Source organism: Gammaproteobacteria bacterium (assembly GCA_016195665.1).
Lineage (GTDB): Bacteria > Pseudomonadota > Gammaproteobacteria > SURF-13 > SURF-13 > JACPZD01.
Genome location: JACPZD010000001.1, coordinates 27354 through 47318, shown reverse-complemented (window position 1 = coordinate 47318; position 19965 = coordinate 27354). Strand labels below are relative to the sequence as shown.

Annotated in this window: 19 protein-coding genes; 13 read left to right on the top strand and 6 right to left on the bottom strand. The window is 59.4% G+C overall.

Annotated features, from left to right (window positions below; translation table 11 throughout):
- Positions 1 to 71 precede the first annotated feature (71 nt).
- The 4 genes from mtnB to rhlB all read right to left on the bottom strand — a co-directional run bounded on the left by mtnB (position 72) and on the right by rhlB (position 3860).
- Positions 72 to 695 carry a methylthioribulose 1-phosphate dehydratase gene (mtnB, locus tag HY028_00235; protein ID MBI3343309.1) on the bottom strand — a complete coding sequence of 208 codons (624 nt, stop codon included), beginning with the start codon at positions 693 to 695 and terminating at the stop codon, positions 72 to 74.
- Complete coding sequence (locus tag HY028_00230; GenBank protein ID MBI3343308.1) at positions 688 to 1806, bottom strand: 2,3-diketo-5-methylthiopentyl-1-phosphate enolase; 1119 nt, start codon at positions 1804 to 1806, stop codon at positions 688 to 690. The genes mtnB and HY028_00230 overlap by 8 nt, the downstream gene beginning before the upstream one ends.
- A 38-nt stretch (positions 1807 to 1844) precedes the next feature.
- Complete coding sequence (locus HY028_00225) at positions 1845 to 2387, bottom strand: cupin domain-containing protein (GenBank protein MBI3343307.1); 543 nt, start codon at positions 2385 to 2387, stop codon at positions 1845 to 1847.
- A gap of 171 nt (positions 2388 to 2558) precedes the next feature.
- Entirely contained in the window at positions 2559 to 3860 is a 1302-nt protein-coding gene (rhlB, locus tag HY028_00220; GenBank protein MBI3343306.1) for an ATP-dependent RNA helicase RhlB, read from the bottom strand.
- 144 nt (positions 3861 to 4004) lie between these two features.
- On the opposite strand from rhlB, the gene trxA reads away from it, so the two are divergent.
- Both trxA and rho read left to right on the top strand, forming a co-directional pair.
- Positions 4005 to 4331: a thioredoxin TrxA gene (gene trxA / locus HY028_00215; GenBank protein MBI3343305.1), complete on the top strand. Its 327-nt coding sequence runs from the start codon at positions 4005 to 4007 to the stop codon at positions 4329 to 4331.
- Positions 4332 to 4553: 222 nt separating this feature from the next.
- Positions 4554 to 5810 (top strand): transcription termination factor Rho, encoded by a 1257-nt coding sequence (rho, locus tag HY028_00210; GenBank protein MBI3343304.1) that lies wholly within the window; start codon positions 4554 to 4556, stop codon positions 5808 to 5810.
- 63 nt (positions 5811 to 5873) lie between these two features.
- Here rho and HY028_00205 read toward each other — a convergent pair whose 3' ends face one another.
- Entirely contained in the window at positions 5874 to 8309 is a 2436-nt protein-coding gene (locus tag HY028_00205; GenBank protein MBI3343303.1) for a glycogen/starch/alpha-glucan phosphorylase, read from the bottom strand.
- A gap of 200 nt (positions 8310 to 8509) precedes the next feature.
- On the opposite strand from HY028_00205, the gene HY028_00200 reads away from it, so the two are divergent.
- From HY028_00200 to dsbD, 8 genes are all read left to right on the top strand, one after another.
- The gene (locus tag HY028_00200) at positions 8510 to 8866 is read left to right on the top strand and encodes a DUF3135 domain-containing protein (GenBank protein MBI3343302.1); all 357 of its coding nucleotides are present in this window, start codon (positions 8510 to 8512) and stop codon (positions 8864 to 8866) included.
- A 218-nt stretch (positions 8867 to 9084) separates the two neighbouring features.
- Entirely contained in the window at positions 9085 to 9291 is a 207-nt protein-coding gene (gene rpmE, locus HY028_00195; protein ID MBI3343301.1) for a 50S ribosomal protein L31, read from the top strand.
- Between the two features lie 29 nt (positions 9292 to 9320).
- Positions 9321 to 10082: a thermonuclease family protein gene (locus HY028_00190; protein MBI3343300.1), complete on the top strand. Its 762-nt coding sequence runs from the start codon at positions 9321 to 9323 to the stop codon at positions 10080 to 10082.
- A gap of 165 nt (positions 10083 to 10247) precedes the next feature.
- On the top strand, positions 10248 to 11624 hold the full coding sequence (locus HY028_00185; protein ID MBI3343299.1) for a M48 family metalloprotease: 1377 nt from the start codon (positions 10248 to 10250) through the stop codon (positions 11622 to 11624).
- Between the two features lie 110 nt (positions 11625 to 11734).
- Positions 11735 to 12982, top strand: coding sequence for a malate dehydrogenase (locus HY028_00180; GenBank protein MBI3343298.1), 1248 nt, complete (start codon positions 11735 to 11737; stop codon positions 12980 to 12982).
- A gap of 18 nt (positions 12983 to 13000) precedes the next feature.
- Positions 13001 to 13816: a DUF3530 family protein gene (locus HY028_00175; protein ID MBI3343297.1), complete on the top strand. Its 816-nt coding sequence runs from the start codon at positions 13001 to 13003 to the stop codon at positions 13814 to 13816.
- Positions 13813 to 14130 carry a divalent-cation tolerance protein CutA gene (locus HY028_00170; protein MBI3343296.1) on the top strand — a complete coding sequence of 106 codons (318 nt, stop codon included), beginning with the start codon at positions 13813 to 13815 and terminating at the stop codon, positions 14128 to 14130. The genes HY028_00175 and HY028_00170 overlap by 4 nt, the downstream gene beginning before the upstream one ends.
- A gap of 145 nt (positions 14131 to 14275) precedes the next feature.
- Complete coding sequence (gene dsbD / locus HY028_00165; GenBank protein ID MBI3343295.1) at positions 14276 to 16597, top strand: protein-disulfide reductase DsbD; 2322 nt, start codon at positions 14276 to 14278, stop codon at positions 16595 to 16597.
- 47 nt (positions 16598 to 16644) lie between these two features.
- Here dsbD and HY028_00160 read toward each other — a convergent pair whose 3' ends face one another.
- Complete coding sequence (locus tag HY028_00160) at positions 16645 to 16851, bottom strand: hypothetical protein (GenBank protein MBI3343294.1); 207 nt, start codon at positions 16849 to 16851, stop codon at positions 16645 to 16647.
- A gap of 96 nt (positions 16852 to 16947) precedes the next feature.
- Here HY028_00160 and HY028_00155 point away from each other — a divergent pair, with 96 nt between their 5' ends.
- The 3 genes from HY028_00155 (at position 16948) to ribD (ending at position 19901) form a co-directional block, all read left to right on the top strand.
- Positions 16948 to 18204 (top strand): serine hydroxymethyltransferase, encoded by a 1257-nt coding sequence (locus HY028_00155; protein ID MBI3343293.1) that lies wholly within the window; start codon positions 16948 to 16950, stop codon positions 18202 to 18204.
- A 72-nt stretch (positions 18205 to 18276) separates the two neighbouring features.
- The gene (nrdR, locus tag HY028_00150) at positions 18277 to 18789 is read left to right on the top strand and encodes a transcriptional repressor NrdR (GenBank protein MBI3343292.1); all 513 of its coding nucleotides are present in this window, start codon (positions 18277 to 18279) and stop codon (positions 18787 to 18789) included.
- A gap of 20 nt (positions 18790 to 18809) precedes the next feature.
- Positions 18810 to 19901 (top strand): bifunctional diaminohydroxyphosphoribosylaminopyrimidine deaminase/5-amino-6-(5-phosphoribosylamino)uracil reductase RibD, encoded by a 1092-nt coding sequence (ribD, locus tag HY028_00145; GenBank protein MBI3343291.1) that lies wholly within the window; start codon positions 18810 to 18812, stop codon positions 19899 to 19901.
- The last annotated feature ends 64 nt before the right edge of the window (positions 19902 to 19965 follow it).

Sequence of the window (19965 nt, the reverse complement as noted above, 5' to 3'; positions counted from 1 at the left end):
GCCGAATGAATTCGGCCCTACAAGAATGCGGGCGAATATATTCTGTTGTAGGTGCGAATTCATTCGCACGGTTAACCTCGTGCCAGATAACTCATGATGAATTCCATGACCTCGACCTTATTGTACGCCTCCTGCAAGTTGCCGCCCCACACGGTGATGCCGTGGCCGCGCACCATCAGGGCGGGTAATTGCGGCGACGATTGCTGGAAGCGCGCCGTTATCGCATCGGCGATCCTGCCGACATCGAGAAAATTTTCAAACAGCGGCAGACTCACCTGCGGATGCTCGTCCCAAACACCCAGACCCTTGAGCATTTCCAGGGGCGGCAAGGGCAATGAGTCGGCATTGGCGGGAGAACGCGCTGCAGCGAGACAGGCGTCCACGCTGTGGACATGCAGACAGACGCGCGCCTCCGGAAAACACTGATACAGGCTGCGGTGTATGGCGGTCTCCGCGGACGGTTTGACGTTGCCGCTGTGCTCGATGACCTTGCCGTCGGCGATACTCACTAACAGGAAGTCGTTTTCCTCCAAGCGGCCTTTGGGTTTGCCGCTGGCGGTGATCCAAAAGCCGCCATCGTCTTCGCGTGCGCTGAGGTTGCCCGCGGTGCCCGCCATCCAGCCGCGCGCATGAAAGTCGCGTGCGATCTCGATGAGCGCCGCGCGCGGGGTGAGGTCATCCAGTGTACTAGCCATAACCTGCGCTGTGCATGGCCGCGAACATCGCACGCACCCCCTCCGCCGGACCTTGCGGATGATCGAAGATGGCCGAACCGGCGTTGAGCACCACGTCGTTGCCGTAGTCTTGCAGGATGCGCGGCACGACGTTCGCGTTGACACCCGCCGAGGGCACGGGCATCAGGGCAGGACGGCCAGCTTCGCTGCGTAAAATATCGCGGATACGGAATTCGGCGGCAGCGCTGAAGGGCAGAGAACCGTAATGCGCGGGATACAATACTGCATCGGCGCCGGCGTGGCGCATCAGCGTGCCCAGCGTGACGCTGTAGTCTATACCGTAATCGCCGCTGCCGTCGCTAGGTCCGCCCAGGGCGCCGGACAGCGCGGGGTGGGCGAAGATCGGCACGTTGAGTTCGGGGTCCGCAGCAAGCGCCTCCAGCGAGGAATAACCGTAACTCAGGACGTTAAACAGCAAGGCGTTGGCGCCTTGCTGCACGAGTTGCCGGGCGAACCCGTTGAGCCGATCTGCGCGGCCGGTGACGTTGACGGCGTAAAGAATTTCACGGCCGGTGGTTTGTTTTACCTCATCTATCACGGCGCGGCATGCGCGCACCCGTTCGAGAGTAGGACAGCCGGGAAGGTTGCCCAATATTTCATCGTCCTTGATGAGATCGAGACCGGCCAATGCGACTTCACGCAGCAATGCGGCATGATCTCCTGCGGTAAGTCCTAACGCGGGTTTGAAGATGGCCATGACCAGCGGGCGGTCAAAGATTTGAGTGCGCTTGCGTAAACCCTGTAGGCCGAATTTCGGGCGTGTGCCATAGTCATTGGGTAATTTTACATGCACGACGCGCGCGGGGCCGCTCAAACTGTATTTGCCGAAGATCATGGTGAGCAGGGTGCCGATGTCGCCTTCGGTGTTGGCGGCCGGGAAGGCGATGCGCGCGAGCGATGAACCGTCGGTCTGCGCGATGACCTCGACCACTTCGGCGAGGTGACTGTGCAGTTGTTGCTCACGGTGGGAGAATGACGCACCCCATGTCCCCACGGTCTGGCCGATGGCGATGACCTGCGCCTGCTTGGCGGCGTCCACAGAGGCAGGGAAACGGTAGGTGACCTGGATCATTTACAAAAAGTACACAAGGCCGAATGAATTCGGCCCTGCTACTCGAAACTTGCTACGGGTCTTTGCGTATACACCGGTGTCCAGCCGCTGGTGTCTATGAAGTAGCGTACTGCCTTGATGCGCGGTGAATCGCCCAGGGTGAACCAGTGTTCGGTGTTGGCCGGGACGGCGATGTAGTCGCCGGCGCTGACCTCCAGCATGAATTGTCCGCCGTCGCTGTCCACGAATCCGAAATAACCCTTGCCTGCCAGGATGTAGCGCACCTCATCATCGGTGTGATAATGCACCTTGTCGAACTTGCCGAGCATCTCGGCGAGACCCGGAATGTCCTCGTGCAGCACAATCATGTCACGCGTGGTATAGCCGGCTTCCCGTTTCAGTTCCTGAAAGCGATGATCCACGGCGGCGAGCAGCTCTTCCTTTTCGGCGTCATCGAGCGCGGGCTTGTTCAACAGGGACTGCGCGCGTGCGTCGGCGGGCGCCGGCCAGCTTCTCAGGGTGATGCCGATGTCAGACAGGCGTGCTTGTATGGCGGGAAGCTCGCGCGTTTCTTTACCGTCGGGGGAAATGATGCAGGCCATACTGACTCCAGTAACGAGTGGCTGGTTGCGAGTAGCGAGTATTATAGTTACTAAGGACTTATCCGCAAATAATTTACCGCAGAGGGCGCAGAGTGGTACTCTTAAAAAGATTTGTTACTCCTCTGCGGTGAAGCTTTTTCACCCCAGGGGACAAAGCGCTACGGTATTTTATCACCGTCCGCGGCTGGAACCGTGACTGCGGCCTTTTTGGTCGCCTGCGCCGCGCCGCGGGCGTGAGGGTTTAGTCGGCTTTCTGTTCTGGACAAACTCGCTGCGCTCGATTTTGACCGGCGGCAGGGGCTTGGCGAGCATCTCGTCGGTCACGCGGGCGACGCGGATCTTGTGGCCGGTGTATTCCTCGATGTCGGGCAGGGAAAAGGCGTACTCCTCGCAGGCGAAGCTGATCGCATCGCCGCTCGCCCCGGCGCGGGCGGTGCGCCCGATGCGGTGCACGTAGTCTTCGCCGTCCTGCGGCAGATCGTAGTTAAATACATGGCTGACCGCCGGGATGTGCAAGCCGCGCGCCGCCACATCGGTGGCGACCAGAATCGCCAGGTCGCCGCGTTGAAAGTCTGCGAGCAGCCGCTGACGTTTGCTCTGCGGCACGTCGCCGGACAACACCGCAGCGCTGAAGCCGTTGCCCTCCAGATAACTCCACACCCGCTGGGCGACGGCCTTGGTGTTGACGAACAGGATGGTGCGTTTCGGGTCCATGTGGCGCAGCAGGCCGATCAGCAGGGCGATCTTCTCGTCCTTGCCGACGTGATAAATTGTCTGGGTAACCTTGTCCGCGGTGACGGTGTCCGTCTCGACCTCGACCAGTTGCGGGTTGTTCATGTGCTCATAAGCCAGCTCGTTCACGCGATGCGACAAGGTGGCCGAGAACAGCATGCTCAGGCGGCTCGAAGGCGGCGGCATGCGGCGCAGCAGAAAGCGTATGTCCTTGATAAAGCCGAGATCGAACATGCGGTCCGCTTCGTCCAGTATCATGACCTGGATGGCCTTGAGATCAAACACGCCCTGCTTGAAATAATCAATGATGCGGCCGGGCGTTCCGATCAGGATGTCTACGCCTTGTTCCAGCGAGGCGCGCTGTGTCTCGTAGCCGGTGCCGCCGTAGATCAGTCCCAGACTGAGCCCCGTGTGAGAGACCAGGACTTGCGCGTCTTTGTGAATCTGGATGGCGAGTTCCCGGGTCGGCGCCAGAATCAGGGCGCGCGGCTGATTCGGTTTACGTTGCGGATGGGCGGGGTGTTTAAGCAGGTGATTGAGCAAGGCCACTAAAAAGGCCGCGGTCTTGCCGGTGCCGGTCTGCGCCCGCCCCGCGACGTCCTTGCCTGCAAGCAGCAAAGGCAGGGTCTGGGCCTGGATCGGCGTACAGTACAAAAAGCCTGCGTCTTCAATGCCTTGCGCTATGGAATGAGGCAAATCGAAGGTGCTGAAGGCGATATCTGTGAGATGTGTTTCGCTCATCGAATAAACAGGATAACAGAAATAGGCTTGAAAAACGTAGTCAAATCAGGTCACAATGTAACTGCTGGGTGCTGTCCAAAACTTGAATTACAGCCCGGCAACCTCCATAGTACAGATCCAAATACCCCTACTGAGGCAGATAGTGTGAGTGAAAACATCCTGCATGTGAGCGATGCCACCTTCGAGACGGACGTGTTGAAGTCCCCCCAGCCGGTGCTGGTGGATTACTGGGCGGATTGGTGCGCGCCGTGCAAGATGATTGCTCCGATATTGGACGAGATCGCCGATGAATATGCGGGCAAAATCAAGGTCGCCAAGCTCAACATAGACCAGAATCCGACTACCCCTCCGCGCTACGGTATTCGCGGCATACCCACCCTCATGCTGTTTAAGGACGGCAACGTCGAGGCGACCAAGGTGGGCGCCTTATCCAAATCCCAGTTGACTGCTTTTATTGATACCAATTTGTAAGATGATATGTCTTTGGCCGATGCACAAAATAGGTTTTGAGGTGAGCAAAAGACTAGACCCCTTAATCGGCGAGTGATAAAGTAACGGCAATAATACGAAAACGTAAGTGACATCCTGCCCTTGTCGGCAGCTCCCCCGATACGCATACGCTTCATCCCAGGCAGCCGCCTGGACAATCCTACCTTACACAGCAACTTCTTCACCTTCGGAAACTGCACATACATGAACCTGACTGAACTCAAACAAAAAAGCGCCGCCGACCTCATAGACCTCGCACTGTCCATGGGCGTCGAGGGCATGGCCCGCTCGCGCAAGCAAGATGTCATCTTCGCCGTCCTCAAGGCCCACGCCCAAAAGGGCGAGGATATTTTCGGCGATGGGGTACTGGAAATTCTGCAAGACGGTTTTGGTTTCCTGCGCTCCGCCGACAGCTCCTATCTCGCCGGACCCGATGACATCTACGTCTCCCCGAGCCAGGTGCGGCGCTTCAACCTGCGCACCGGCGACACCGTGTCCGGCAAGATACGTCCGCCGAAGGAAGGGGAGCGCTACTTCGCCCTGCTCAAGGTGAGCGAGATCAATTTCGAGGCGCCGGAAAACGCCAAGAACAAGGTACTGTTCGAAAATCTCACCCCGTTGTTCGCCAATGAACGCCTCACCCTGGAGCAGGGTAACGGCAGCACCGAGGATATCACCGCGCGCGTTATCGATCTGATCGCCCCCATCGGCAAAGGCCAGCGCGGACTGGTAGTGTCCCCCCCCAAGGCGGGCAAGACCATGATGCTGCAAAACATCGCCCAGTCCATCGCCGCGAGCCATCCAGAGTGCTATTTGATTGTACTGCTGATAGACGAGCGGCCGGAAGAGGTAACCGAGATGCAGCGTTCGGTACGTGCCGAGGTCGTATCCAGCACCTTCGATGAACCCGCCACCCGTCACGTGCAGGTCGCCGAGATGGTGATCGAAAAGGCCAAGCGGCTGGTGGAGCACAAGCGTGACGTTGTCATTCTGCTCGATTCCGTCACCCGCCTGGCGCGCGCCTACAATACCGTGGTGCCGGCCTCCGGCAAGGTGTTGACCGGCGGTGTGGACGCCAACGCCCTGCAGCGGCCCAAACGCTTCTTCGGCGCGGCGCGCAACATCGAGGAGGGCGGCTCGCTCACCATCATCGCCACCGCGCTGATTGACACCGGTTCACGCATGGACGACGTGATCTATGAAGAATTCAAGGGCACCGGCAATATGGAGGTTCATCTCGACCGCAAGATCGCCGAGAAACGTATCTACCCCGCCATCAACATCAACCGCTCCGGCACGCGCCGCGAGGAGTTGCTTACCAAACCCGATGAGTTGCAGAAGATGTGGATCATCCGCAAGCTGCTGCATCCGATGGACGAGCTCGCGGCGATGGAGTTTCTGCTGGAACGGCTGAAGGCGACCAAGACCAATGCCGAATTTTTCGATTCGATGAAGCGTTAAAAAAATCCGCTGTAGGTGCGAATTCATTCGCACGCAGGCCGAATGAATTCGGCCCTGCATTTTTTATTCTATCTTCACTTCCACCGGCTGCACATCCCAGATCTCCTCGGCGTATTCGCGGATGGTGCGGTCGCTGGAAAATTTTCCCATCCCCGCGACATTGAGAATCGCCCGCCGCGTCCACTCCGCTTGATCCCGATAGAGTGCATCCACCCGTCCCTGACAGGCGATATAAGAGGCGTAATCGGCCAGCAGTAAATAGTGATCGTACTGCAGCAGGTTATCAATAATGGGCTTATACAGATCGGCGTGGTCGGGCGAGAAAAAGCCCGAGCCGATCATATCCAGCACCTGCCGTAATTCTTCATTGGCTTCGTAGTAATCGCGCGGACGGTAACCCTCGGAACGGATTGTTCTCACTTCATCGGCGGTGTGGCCGAAGATAAAGATGTTGTTTTCCCCGACCTCTTCGCGGATCTCCACGTTGGCGCCGTCCAGGGTGCCGAGGATGATCGCTCCGTTGAGGGCGAATTTCATGTTGCCGGTGCCGGAGGCCTCGGTGCCCGCCGTGGAGATCTGCTGTGAGAGTTCCGCGGCGGGAAAGATGTCCATCGCGGTGGAGACATTGTAGTTGGGGATGAACACCACCTTGAGCCGGCCTTCCACGGTGGGGTCGTTGTTGATGACGTCGGCCACGTCGTTGATAAGTTTGATAATGAGCTTGGCCGTCAAATAGGCGGGCGCCGCCTTGCCGCCGAACATAACCGTACGCGGCACGGCGTCGGGGTGGGCGCCGCTGCGGATGCGGTTGTAAAGCGTCACCACATGCAGGACGTTGAGCAACTGGCGTTTATATTCATGGATGCGTTTGACCTGCACGTCGAACAGCGAGTCCACGTTGAGATTAATGCCCATGTAATGCTTGACGATCTCGATGAGATGCAGTTTGTTGGTGCGTTTTACCGCCAGAAATTGATTTTTAAAGTCCTCATCCTCCGCCAGCGGCTGCAGTTTTTTCAGCTCATCAAGCCGGGTGATCCAGCCGCTGCCGATGCGCGATGAAATCAGGCTCGCCAGCCCGCGATTGGCCTGATTAAGCCACAGGCGCGGGGTGATGCCGTTGGTCTTGTTCACGATGCGCCCGGGGAAAAAGCGCTCGAAATCGGCGAAGGTCGTGGTCTTGAGCAGATGCGTGTGCAAGGCCGCCACGCCGTTGACCTTGTGGCTGCCGACGATGGCGAGATGCGCCATGCGCACGCGCCTGCCGTTGTCTTCATCAATGATGGACATGCGCCGCATGAGATCGAAGTCGCCGGGATATTGGTGTACGACGTCCTTCATGAAGCGCTGGTTGATCTCGTAGATGATCTGCAGGTGGCGCGGCAGCACCGCTCCGATCAAGCGCACCGGCCAGCTTTCCATCGCCTCCGGCAGCAGGGTGTGGTTGGTGTAAGAGAAAACGCGCTGCGTGATGTCCCAGGCGGGTTTCCACTCCAGGTGGTGCTTGTCCATCAACAGCCGCATCAATTCGGGAATGGCGATGGCGGGGTGCGTGTCGTTGAGCTGAATGGCTACATGGTCCGGTAAATCTTCAATGGACTCGTGGGTCTTGTGGAAGCGCGATACGATGTCCTGCAATGCGGCGGATACAAAAAAGTATTCCTGTTTGAGGCGCAGCTCGCGGCCCATCGAGGTGGTGTCGTCCGGATAGAGGACCTTGGAGAGCATCTCCGAGGCGTTTTTGTCCTCGACCGCCTTGATGTAGTTGCCGTCGTTGAAATACTTGAGGTCGAAGTCGCGCGAAGCCTTGCTGGCCCACAGGCGTAGGTTATTCACGGTGTTGACGCCATAGCCCGGCACCGGCATGTCGTAGGCCATCGCCAGCACCTCTTCGGCGTCCACCCAGTGGTGGTGCAGGCGGCCGTGGTCGTCGGCGTATTCGATCACCCGTCCGTAAAAGTTGACCGGATAGAGAATCTCCGGCCGGGCGAACTCCCAGGGGTTGCCGTAACGCAGCCAGTTGTCCGGGTGCTCCACCTGCTGGCCGTTCTCGATGCGCTGGGTGAACATGCCGTATTCATAACGGATGCCGTAGCCGTAACCCGGCAAACCCAGCGTCGCCATGGAATCGAGAAAGCAGGCGGCGAGACGGCCGAGGCCGCCGTTGCCGAGCGCGGGCTCCGGTTCGAGATCAATGATGTCGTGCAGGTTAAGGCCGACATCGTGCAGGGCCTGCTCACACTCTTCGAGTATCCCCAGGTTGAGCAGACTGTTGACCAGCATGCGGCCGGTGAGAAATTCCAGAGACAGGTAATACACGCGCTTGGCGTCCTTGCCATAGTAGGTGCGCATGGTCGCCATCCAGCGTTCGATGAGGCGGTCGCGCACCGCATAGGCCAGCACGTTGAACCAGTCACGCTGGGTCGCGGTGTAGAGGTCCTTGCCGGCGGAGTATTCCAGCCGGTTGGCGAGCGAACGCTTTATGGACTCGACGTCCATGTCCAGCGTGTCGTACTTGAATGAGCGGATAGGGGGTTTTACTGCCATAGAAATTCCCAAGGGATAAATATATAGCGGTTTACTGGCAGCAATCGTGCCAGGGAGTATCTTCCGCAAATATTGGACAAAAGTACAATGGCTACGCGCCGCTTCTTCTAGTATCGTATGCATTATAGTACATCTACATAAGCGTGCACTCTATGCAATCCGCATTCGATTGGGACATTGATTTCGACGCCTGGTCCGAGTTGGCCAATACCGACCCGCATGCCTTTGAAAGGCAACGCTCCGATTTGGTGGACAGGGTGATCGAGTGCTCTATTAAAGAGCGTCAACCTAGGCTGCGCCGCTTGCAGTGGCGCATAGACCAGGTGCGGGAACGGGCGCCCACCCCATTGGCGGCATGTATCCGTTTGTCCAGCATGATGTGGGACTCGGTGATGGGCGAAGGCGGCCTGCATGAGGCGCTCCAAACCTTGCGCTACGCCAAGCCAAAGGCGGATCTGCGTCGCAAGGCCACGGTGCTCCAGTTTCGCGGCCCGTCCGTAGGTAGATAAGAATTTATCCATAAATAAGTTACCGCAGAGGACGCAGAGGAATACCCTCAAAAAGGGTTTGTTTCTCCTCCGCGCCCTCCGCGCCCTCTGCGGTGAAGCCTTTTCACCGCAAGGGACACAGGGGAACCATTTATGGGATATGCTCTAAGCCGTTTCTTGCTTGCGGGCAACCCCCGCACTCCGGTAAAATATATGATTTGCTAGTCGAGAGGTTCATCATGAAGCCGGACATTCACCCCGCCTATAACGAGATCACCGTCACGTGTAGCTGCGGAAATACCTTTAAAACTCATTCTACGGCCGAGAAAGACCTGCACCTCGACGTGTGCTCCAGTTGTCATCCTTTTTATACCGGCAAGCACAAAACCCTGGATACCGGTGGCCGGGTGGACAAGTTCCGCCAGAAGTACGGCCTCAAAAAATAGTTTCCAACAGCACACACTTTTTTTCCACGTTGCGGTGGCTTTTCGCCGCCCTGCTCGCTGTCCTGCCGCTGCTCGCGCAGGCGGCAAGCTGTAGCGCCGACCGGATCAATGAGCGCGTCCACGTCGCGCATGTCCATGACGGCGACACCGTCATGCTCAGTGACGGGCGTAAACTCCGGCTGATCGGCATAGACACCCCTGAACTCAGCCGCGATGGCCGGCCCGCCGAGCCGCTCGCCGAAGAGGCGGCGGCGGCTCTGCGTAAACTGCTTGCCGATCAGACAACCATCGGTTTGCGCCTCGACGCGGAACCCCGGGATCATTATCAACGCTCGCTCGCCCATCTCTTTTTGCAAGACGGCCGCAGCGTGGAGGTTTGGTTGTTGGAACGCGGCTTGGCGACGCTGTTTATTGTGCCTCCCAATGTGTGGAACATGAGTTGCTACATCGCGGCGGAGCAACACGCGCGTGACGCGGGCCGCGGGTTGTGGGCGCGGGCCGAATACCGGGTGACTGACACGACGGAACTCGTGCCCGGCGCCGAAGGGGTGCGTCTCGTCAGGGGCCGCGTGATCGAGGTGGAAGAGAGCGCCAAGTCGCTATGGCTCAAGCTTGCCGGTAATGTCAGCGTGCGTGTGGACCGGCGCGACCTTGTTTACTTCGGAGCAAGCGATCCCCGCAGTTTGCTTCATGGACAGGTACTGGTGCGCGGGCGGCTGGTGGCTAGGTCGTCCGGCTGGATGCTGCATGTGCGTCACCCTGTAGCCCTGCAACGACTGCCTGGGGATTAGGGGCTGAGGCTGTGAGGCGTGAGGTGTAAGGAGGGCGGAAAAACTGTTTCCCCTCACTCCTTACCCCTCACTCTTAACCTCTTCGCCGCACTATTCTATGAGGCCAGTGTCCAACGCACTATGACACGAATCTCTCATTCTCCCCGCCTGTTGCTGATATGGCTGATGATAGGCTTGGCCAGTGTCGTCGCCGGCACAGCCCGCGCCGACGACACCGATGAGGTCATCAAGCACTTCGGCTACTACGACGACAGCCAACTGCAAGCCTATGTGCAGAAGGTGGGTGAGCGGGTGGCGCAGCACAGCGATGAGCCGAATCGTGATTACCGTTTCACCGTACTCGATTCGGCTGATGTCAATGCCTTTACCCTGCCGAGCGGCGACATCTTTATCACCCGCGGTCTGCTCGCCTATCTCAACTCCGAGGCGGAGCTCGCCGGTGTGCTGGGTCATGAGATCGGCCACGTCACCGCGCGCCATATCTCCCGCCAGCAAACCGCATCGGCCGCGGCCAACCTCGGCTATCTGCTGGGTTCGATCTTTGTCCCGCAGTTGCGCAACCAGGGTGCGCAACAGCTCTTTAATGTAGTGGGCGGCGCGGTGTTGAGCGGCTACGGGCGCGAACACGAATTGGAGGCCGATCGGTTGGGCGCGCGGTTTATCGCGCGCAGCGGTTATGATCCGCAGGCTGTGATTGATGTGCTGACGGTGCTCAAGAATCAGGAGACTTTTGAAAGACAGTTGGCGCAGGAACAGGGGCGTCAACCGCGCGTGTATCACGGCCTGTTCGCCAGCCACCCCGATAACGACACCCGTTTGCAACAGGTGGTCGCTCAGGCCGGCGAACTGGAGAATTCAGGCGACCGCACCGTCAATCGCGCGGAGTTTATCCGGCACTTGGACGGACTGACCTTCGGCGACAGTGCCCGCGAAGGGGTGCGCCGCGGCAATGAGTTTTATCACGGCGAACTGGGTTTTGCGCTCACCTTCCCCGAGGGTTGGAGGGTGGAGAATCTGCCCAATCAGTTGGTCGCGCAGCCGCCGGGCGGCGATGCCGTGCTGCAAATGGGGACGGAGGAACTTATCCAGGATCTCTCGCCGCGGCAATTCATGCTCCGCAAACTCAAGCTCGGCCGCCTGCAACAAGGCGAGACCTTCGAGTATCCCTGGGGTGAGGGCTATACCGCGCTCGCCACGACGCGCACCCAAGTGGGGCCGCGATTGGCGCGCTTCACGGTGCTGTATTTCCGCGACAAGGCCTATGTGTTCGCGGGTGTGACCAAGGACGCCAATGATCCCTACCGTTACGACGGAGAATTTATCAAGACCGCGCAAAGCTTTCGCGCCTTGACGGACAAGGAGCGCCGCCTGGCCGAGCCGCTGCACCTCAAGGTGATCCGCGCGCACGGCGATCTCCCGCTGCTGAATCTTTCCGAGCGCAGCCGTATTCCCAGCCATGCCCTGGAACAATTGCAACTTCTCAACCATCTCTATCCCGACGGCGAACCTCAATCCGGCGACCTGATTAAGATAGTGGAATAGGATAAACTAGCGGGTCATAACAAAAACAATTCACCGCAGAGGACGCGGAGGAGAATCAAGTTCTTTGAATTCTCTGCGCCCTCTGCGGAGAGGATTTTTAAGGATTGAGCATGTCTTTGGATTTAAAAAAAGCCGCGTTGGATTATCACGCCGGGCCGACGCCCGGCAAAATCGCGCTCGCCATCACCAAACCTTGCGCCACGCAGGATGATCTGGCGCTGGCCTACACGCCGGGTGTGGCCGAGCCGGTGCGCGAGATCGCGCGCGACCCCGAGGCCGCCTACCGTTACACCGCCAAGGGTAATCTGGTCGCGGTGATCACCGACGGCAGCGCCGTGTTGGGTCTCGGCAAGGTCGGCGCCCTGGCCGGTAAGCCGGTGATGGAGGGCAAGGCGGTGCTGTTCAAAAAGTTCGCCGATATTGATGTCTTCGATATCGAGGTGGACGCGGCCACAGCGCAAGAATTTATTGACACCGTGACACGCATCGCGCCGGGGTTCGGCGGGATCAATCTCGAAGACATTGCGGCGCCGCAGTGTTTCGAGATCGAGCGGGCGCTGATCGAACGCCTGGCCATTCCGGTATTTCACGACGATCAGCACGGCACCGCCATCATCGTCGCAGCGGGTTTACTGAACGCCCTGGAGTTGCAAGGCAAGACTCTCGGCGAGTCGCGTATCGTGTGCCTCGGCGCGGGTGCGGCGGGGATTTCTTCCATGCGCCTGTTGCAGGCGCTGGGCGCTGACCCTGCGCGGATGCTGCTGGTGGATCGTCAGGGTGTGATCCATGCCGGGCGCGGTGATCTCAATCCCTATAAACGCGAGTTCGCACGCGTCTGCCCGGAACGCTCGCTCGCCGATGCGATGCGCGGCGCGGATGTGTTTATCGGCGTCTCCGGCCCTGATCTGGTGAGTCCGGAAATGCTCGCCGCGATGGCGCCGAGGCCCATCGTGTTCGCGCTTTCCAATCCCGACCCGGAAATCAGCCCCGCGTTGGCGCATAAAACCCGCGCGGATTTAATCATGGCGACCGGGCGCTCGGATTATCCCAATCAGGTGAATAACGTGTTGGGTTTTCCCTTTATCTTCCGCGGTGCGCTCGATGTGCGGGCGCGGCGCATCACCCAAGAGATGGAAATCGCGGCGGTGCATGCGCTTGCGGCGCTTGCGCACGCACCGGCGCCCGCCGAGGTGCTGGCCGCTTATCGTCTCGACAAGCTCGAGTTCGGGCCCGAGTACATTATTCCGAAACCTCTGGATATGCGTCTGATTGCCCAGCTTCCTCCCGCCATAGCCCGCGCCGCCATCGCTTCGGGCGCCTCCCGAGCGCCTTATCCCAGTCACTATCCGAAGGGATGATTAACAGGAATATGCCCCGTGAATAGAATCGTACAGATCGCTTTGACGGCCACGCTGCTCGCGTATGCGGCGTATAGCGCAGCAAGTTTCAAACAGCGCGAACAACGCTGGGCGAATCAAATTCTCGATAGCCAGATGATAGGCGAGGCGGTGTGGCTGAAGGTGAAAGCGGACAAGTTTCTCGCGCTCTACAATCCGGCGGCGAAACCCAAAGGCGGTGTGATACTCATGCACGACGCGGGCCTCAATCCCGACTGGCCGGATGTGATCTCGCCGCTGCGACGGGTGTTGCCCGAACACGGCTGGACGACGCTCTCGTTGCAGATGCCGCTGCTGCCGCAGAATGCGCCGCTCACGGCCTTCGGTCCCATCATGGATGAAACGCCGCAGCGCATCCGCGCCGGTATCGAGTTTTTGCGCGGCAAGGGCATCCGTCGCATCGTGCTGATCGGTCACGACATGGGCGCCGCGATGGGCACGGTCTTCCTGGCGAGCGAGCCTAAGCACGGCGTCGCGGGTTTTGTCGGCATCGCCATGAATGCGCCGGTGTTGAGCGGCACCCTCAATACCCTCGACCCGCGCCTGTATACGCCTAATGCGCTGGCCAAATTAACCTTGCCGATATTGGATATTTACGGCGGCCAGGACGCAAAGACCGTGACCGGTTCGGCGCCCGAGCGGCTGGCGGCGGCGGAGAAGGCGGGCAACAAGGATTATGAACAGGAACAAATCCCGGAGGCCAATCACTATTTCATGAATCACGACCAGGCGCTGGTGGAACGGGTGGCGAAGTGGCTGGAAAGGTTTGAAGGGCGCCCTGAAAAAACCCAATGACCTATCACATCGTGCTCAATACCTGCCCGGATGAAGAGACGGCGGAGCGTATCGCCAATGCGCTGCTGGACCAGCGCCTGGCCGCCTGCATCAACATCGTCCCCGGTCTGCGGTCGATTTATAATTGGAAGGGAAAGCGCGAGAACGGCACGGAAGTGTTGCTGATGATTAAATCGCCGGTGGCGGTCTATGCGGAGCTGGAAACCGTGCTGCGCGGTATGCACCCGTATGAACTGCCGGAAATTATCGCTGTGCCTATCAGCGCCGGATTGACTGCTTACCTGGAGTGGATCGGTAGTGAAACTCAGTCGTAAAGTGAAAGACCGCCCGGCCATGCTGCTGCCGCGAATTGAGCCCATGAACCGGGCGATCTCTTCTTCACCCGGCCCTTCGGGCCACCCTCTCCCAAGGGGAGAGGGGAAGTCGGTGCGGCCTTCGGCCGCAGGTTCATGGATAGGCATGCTGTGGGTGGTGCTTGCAGGCTGGGGCGGTCTGGCAGCGGCCGTGAATCCCGATGAGTTGCTGCCTGTTGAGCAGGCCTTTAAGCTCAGCGCCGAGACGAAAGACGCGCAGATGCTGCGCGTGCAGTGGGACATCGCCGACGGCTATTACCTCTACCGTGAACGTTTCAAATTTACGACCGATACACCCGGCGTGACGCTGGGGGCGCCGAATTTTCCGCGTGGCAAGAAAAAGACCGATGAGTTCTTCGGCGAGATGGAAATCTACCGTCATCAAGTGAGCGTGGATATTCCCATCACCCGCAGCGATCCGGGTGTCACGGAGATTGCGCTGGCGACGGTCTCGCAGGGCTGCGCCGATGTGGGCGTATGTTATCCGCCGCAGACGCAAAAGCTCACGCTGACCTTGCCGGCGGTGCAGTCGCAAGGTGCTGCGGACGCTCATCCGGTATCCCAATTTCTGAACAATCTCGGCGCCAAGCTCGGCGCGGGCCTCGGGTTCAATAACCCGGCAAATACATTCCTCGAACCCGACCGGGCCTATGCGCTCACCGTCGAGGCGGTGGACGGCCACACGCTGGTCGCACGCTGGCAGATCGCCAAGGATTATTATCTCTACCGCGACAAATTCGCCTTTCGTTTGGTGAACGACATGGGCGATGTGCAGTTGGGCGCGCCGCAGTTTCCGGCCGCCGAGCCCAAGACCGATGAGACTATGGGCAAGACCTGGGTGTATCACGACCAGGTGGCCGTGGCTATTCCGTTGCAGCGCACCACCGGAGCATCGGCGGAGATTCATCTCGAGGCCAAATATCAAGGTTGCGCCGAGACCGGTTTTTGTTATCCGCCCATGACCAAGACCGTGTCCCTGGATCTGCCCGCCGCTGCGGCTGCCGCGCTATCGTCCGCCGCTCCGCCCGCCGTGGCCGAGCAGGACCGGCTGGCGCGGGTGCTGACGAGCGGTCATATCGGGTGGGCGTTACTCACCTTCTTTGGGCTGGGCCTTTTGCTGGCCTTCACGCCGTGCGTATTTCCGATGATTCCTATCCTCTCCGGCATCATCGTCGGTCAGCACGCGGAGCAGAGCCCGCGCAAGGCCTTTGTGTTGTCGCTGGTCTATGTGCTGGCGATGGCGTTCACCTACACCGTGCTCGGCGTGATCGCGGGGCGGTTCGGAGAAAACCTTCAGGCCGCCTCGCAAAATCCGTGGATTCTGGGCAGCTTCAGCGCGGTGTTCGTGGTGCTGGCGTTCTCGATGTTCGGCCTTTATCACATACAGATTCCCGCGAGCTGGCAGACCTGGCTTAGCCATCACAGCAACCGGCAGCAGGGCGGCACGCTTATCGGTGTCGCGGTGATGGGTCTGTTGTCGGCGTTGATTGTGGGACCGTGCGTGGCCGCGCCGCTTGCCGCCGCCCTGATTGTCATTGGCCAATCGGGCGACGCCCTGCTGGGCGGCATGGCGCTGTTTAGCATGAGCCTGGGTATGGGTGTCCCGCTGTTAGTGATCGGCACCTCGCTCGGCCGGTGGCTGCCCGCCGCGGGCGGCTGGATGAATACCATCAAGGCCGTGTTCGGCGTACTGCTGCTGGCGGTCGCGATCTGGATGCTGGAGCGCATTCTGCCCGCCGCCGTGACCTTGTTGTTATGGGGTGGCTTGCTTACCGTGAGTGCGATCTTTATGGGCGCGCTCGACAGAATGTCGCCCGACGCCACCGGCTGGCGCAGGCTGTGGAAGGGCGCAGGGTTTGTGCTATTGGTGTATGGTGCGGCGCTGATTGTGGGCGCGGCGAGCGGCGGCAAGGATGTCTTCCAGCCCCTGGAGGGCCTCACGGCCGCGCGCAGTGGAGAGGCCGCTCCGCACGCCTCCCTGGCCTTCAAGCCCGTTAAGGGGGTGGAGCAACTGCAACGGGAGATTACGCTCGCGGGCGAGCAGGGCCGCTCGGTGATGCTCGATTTCTACGCGGACTGGTGCGTCGCCTGTAAGGAAATGGAGAAATTTACCTTCTCCGACCCGGCGGTGCAGCAGGCCCTGAGCGGCGTGGCATTGCTGCGGGCCGATGTGACCGCCAACGACGAGCAAGATAAGGCGCTGCTTAAACAGCTCGGCCTGATCGGCCCGCCCTCCATTTTGTTTTTTGGCGCCGACGGCAAGGAACGCGCGGAATACCGGCTAATCGGTTTTCTCAATGCGGAAAAATTTCTGGCCCATATACGCCGGGCTCTCTCTTATAACATATCCATAAATAGTTCCCCTGTGTCCCTTGCTATAAAAAGGCTTCACCACGGAGGGCGGGGAGGAGAAATAAACTCTTCTTGAGAAGAGTATTTCTCTGCGTCCTCTGCGGTAAATTATTTATGGATATCTTAGTCTGGTTGCTGATCGGCCGGCGGTTTGGCCGTGAGGAAGCACCAGGTATAGGCGACCAGCCAATACAACACCGACCAGACCACCGCCGCCATCAGCATGATCTCGGGACTCATGGTAAACCAGGTGAGTATCAGGATGATGATGGTAGTGTATATCCAAAGAGGGATCCTGTTGTTAAAACAATCAGTTAGATGCTTTTTCATGGCGTCCTCCGGGTATCACGGTCAAGCGCAACAATACAGTGTAAAATACCACTCCTTTTATACACTACGCCCATTCACGCAGTCCAGGGAGAAAAAATGTTTGCAAAAAGTATGAAGATCGCCGGTTTCGATGACGAGTTATGGACGGCGATGCAGGCGGAGAGTAAGCGTCAGGAAGACCACATCGAACTGATCGCCTCGGAGAATTACGCCAGCCCCCGGGTGCTGGAGGCGCAGGGCTCGGTATTGACTAATAAATATGCCGAAGGTTACCCCGGCAAGCGTTATTACGGCGGTTGCGAGTATGTGGATGTGGCCGAGCGTCTGGCGATCGAGCGCGTCAAGCAATTGTTCGGCGCGGATTACGCCAACGTGCAGCCGCACTCGGGCTCGCAGGCCAACGCCGCGGTCTACATGGCGCTGCTCCAGCCCGGCGACACGATACTCGGTATGAGCCTCGCGCACGGCGGCCACCTCACCCACGGCGCCAAGGTGAATTTTTCCGGCAAGATTTATAACGCCGTGCAATACGGCCTTGATCCGGCAACCGGCGAAATTGATTACGAACAGGTCGAAAGGCTCGCGCTCGAACACAAGCCTAAAATGGTGGTGGCCGGGTTCAGCGCCTACTCGCGCGTGGTGGACTGGCAGCGTTTTCGCGCCATCGCCGACAAGATCGGCGCGTATCTATTTGTAGACATCGCGCATCCGGCAGGCTTGATTGCCGCGGGCATTTACCCAAGCCCGGTCAATATCGCGGATGTGACGACCTCCACGACGCATAAAACCCTGCGCGGGCCGCGCGGCGGCGTGATCCTCGCGCGCGCCAACCCCGAGATCGAAAAAAAGCTCAACTCCATCGTGTTCCCCGGCATCCAGGGCGGACCGCTGATGCACGTGATCGCCGCCAAGGCGGTGGCCTTCAAGGAGGCGCTAGACCCGGAGTTCAAGACCTATCAGCAACAGGTGCTGACCAACGCCCGTGCCATGGCGGCGGTGATGATGCAGCGCGGATATAACGTCGTCTCCGGCGGCACCGACAATCACCTGTTCCTGGTGGATCTGGTGAACAAGGGTCTCACCGGCAAAGACGCCGAGGCGGCACTGGGTTCCGCCAACATCACGGTCAATAAAAACGCCGTGCCGAATGATCCGCAATCGCCGTTTGTCACCAGCGGCATCCGCATCGGCACGCCGGCGATGACTACACGCGGCTTCAACGAAGACGACGCGCGTAACCTGGCGGGCTGGATTTGCGATGTGTTGGATGATCTGAACAATGCCGCCACCATTGCCGCGGTGAAGCAAAAGGCACTGGATATCTGCCGGCGCTTGCCTGTTTATGCTAACTAGGGACTGGGGGGCAGGCTTTTCTTTTCCCTAGCCCCTACCCTTAACTCCTAGCCCCTAATCCCTGAGAAAGTCATGCGCTGTCCATTCTGCGGGGCTGAAGACACCAAGGTCATAGATTCCCGCCTCGCTAATGAGGGCGAGCAGGTACGCAGACGGCGCGAGTGTCTGAGTTGCGGGGAGCGCTTCACTACCTTCGAGTCCGCGCAATTGACGATGCCACACATCATCAAGCGCGGCGGTGAACGGGTGGCGTTCGATGAGGAGAAACTGCGTGCAGGTATGCTGCTCGCCTTGCAAAAGCGGCCGGTGCCGATGGCCAAGATCGAAGCCGCTATTCAGCACATCGAACACAAACTGCGCGCCAGCGGGGAACGGGAGATTCCTTCGCGCTTGCTGGGGGAGTGGGTGATGGAGGAGCTGCGCGCCCTCGATCACGTCGCCTATGTGCGCTTCGCCTCGGTGTACCGCAGCTTTGAAGATGTGCACGCCTTCCGCGAGGAGATCGAACGCTTGGAGCGTGAGCCCTCGCCCGAGGCCAAGAAACAACTGACCCTGCCTGTAGACCCCCCCAAGAAGGACGCATGAGCCGCGCGGATTACGAGTACATGGCTCGTGCCTTACAACTCGCGGCGCGCGGCCTTTATACTACTCACCCCAACCCGCGTGTCGGTTGCGTGCTGGTGCGTGACGGCAAAATCGTCGGCGAAGGTTGGCACGAGCGCGCCGGGGAACCGCACGCCGAGATCCACGCTCTGCAACAAGCCGGTGAAGGCGCCCGCGGCGCGACTGCTTATGTGACACTGGAGCCTTGCTGTCATCACGGCCGTACGCCGCCCTGCACGGATGCCCTGGTTCAGGCCGGCGTCGCCCGCGTGGTAGTGGCGATGATAGATCCCAATCCCAGGATCGCGGGCCTGGGCTTGGAGCAACTTAAGCGTGCGGGAATACGGGTAGAAACCGGCATGCTCGAATCCGAGGCCGAAAAATTAAACCCCGGTTTTATCATGCGCATGCGGAAACAGCGTCCTTATGTGCGCTGCAAACTTGCGATGACGCTCGATGGCCGCACCGCCACCGCCACAGGCGAAAGCAGGTGGATCACGGGTGAGGCCGCGCGCGCCGACGTACAGCGTTGGCGCGCACGGAGCGGCGCGATCATGACGGGGATTAACACCGTGCTGGCCGACGATCCACGTCTTACGGTAAGACCGGAAGTGCTAGGTGTCGAGATCCCCACCCACCCCTTGCGCGTAGTGCTGGACTCGCGCCTGCGCATCACGCCTAAGGCTCGTTTGTTTAAGGAGCCCGGAGAGACCTTGGTGTTTACCGCCAGCCGGGAACGCGAACTAATGGAACCCTTGCAGCAAGCGGGTGCAAAGCTCGTAACCTTGCCCGCTGCGGGCAGCCACGTGGACTTGGCTGCGGTATTGAGCTACTTAGCGGCGCAGCGCGAGATCAATGAGGTTTTGGTCGAAGCCGGTCCCATCCTAAGCGGCGCCCTGCTCCAAGCCGGCCTGATTGATGAGATCGTCATTTACATGGCGCCCACGCTGCTCGGCGACAGCGCGCGCGGGCTTGTTCATTTGCAACCTGACATCGAGAAGTTGATGGAGCGTATCGAGCTCGAGATTACAGAAATCCGCGCGGTAGGCCGTGATTGGCGTATCACCGCCAAGAGCGCTGCGCCGCGTGCCTGATGTACGCGTTAGAGCCCGATAAAACTGTCAACGCAGAGGGCGCAGAAGAATAAGAGCATATCCA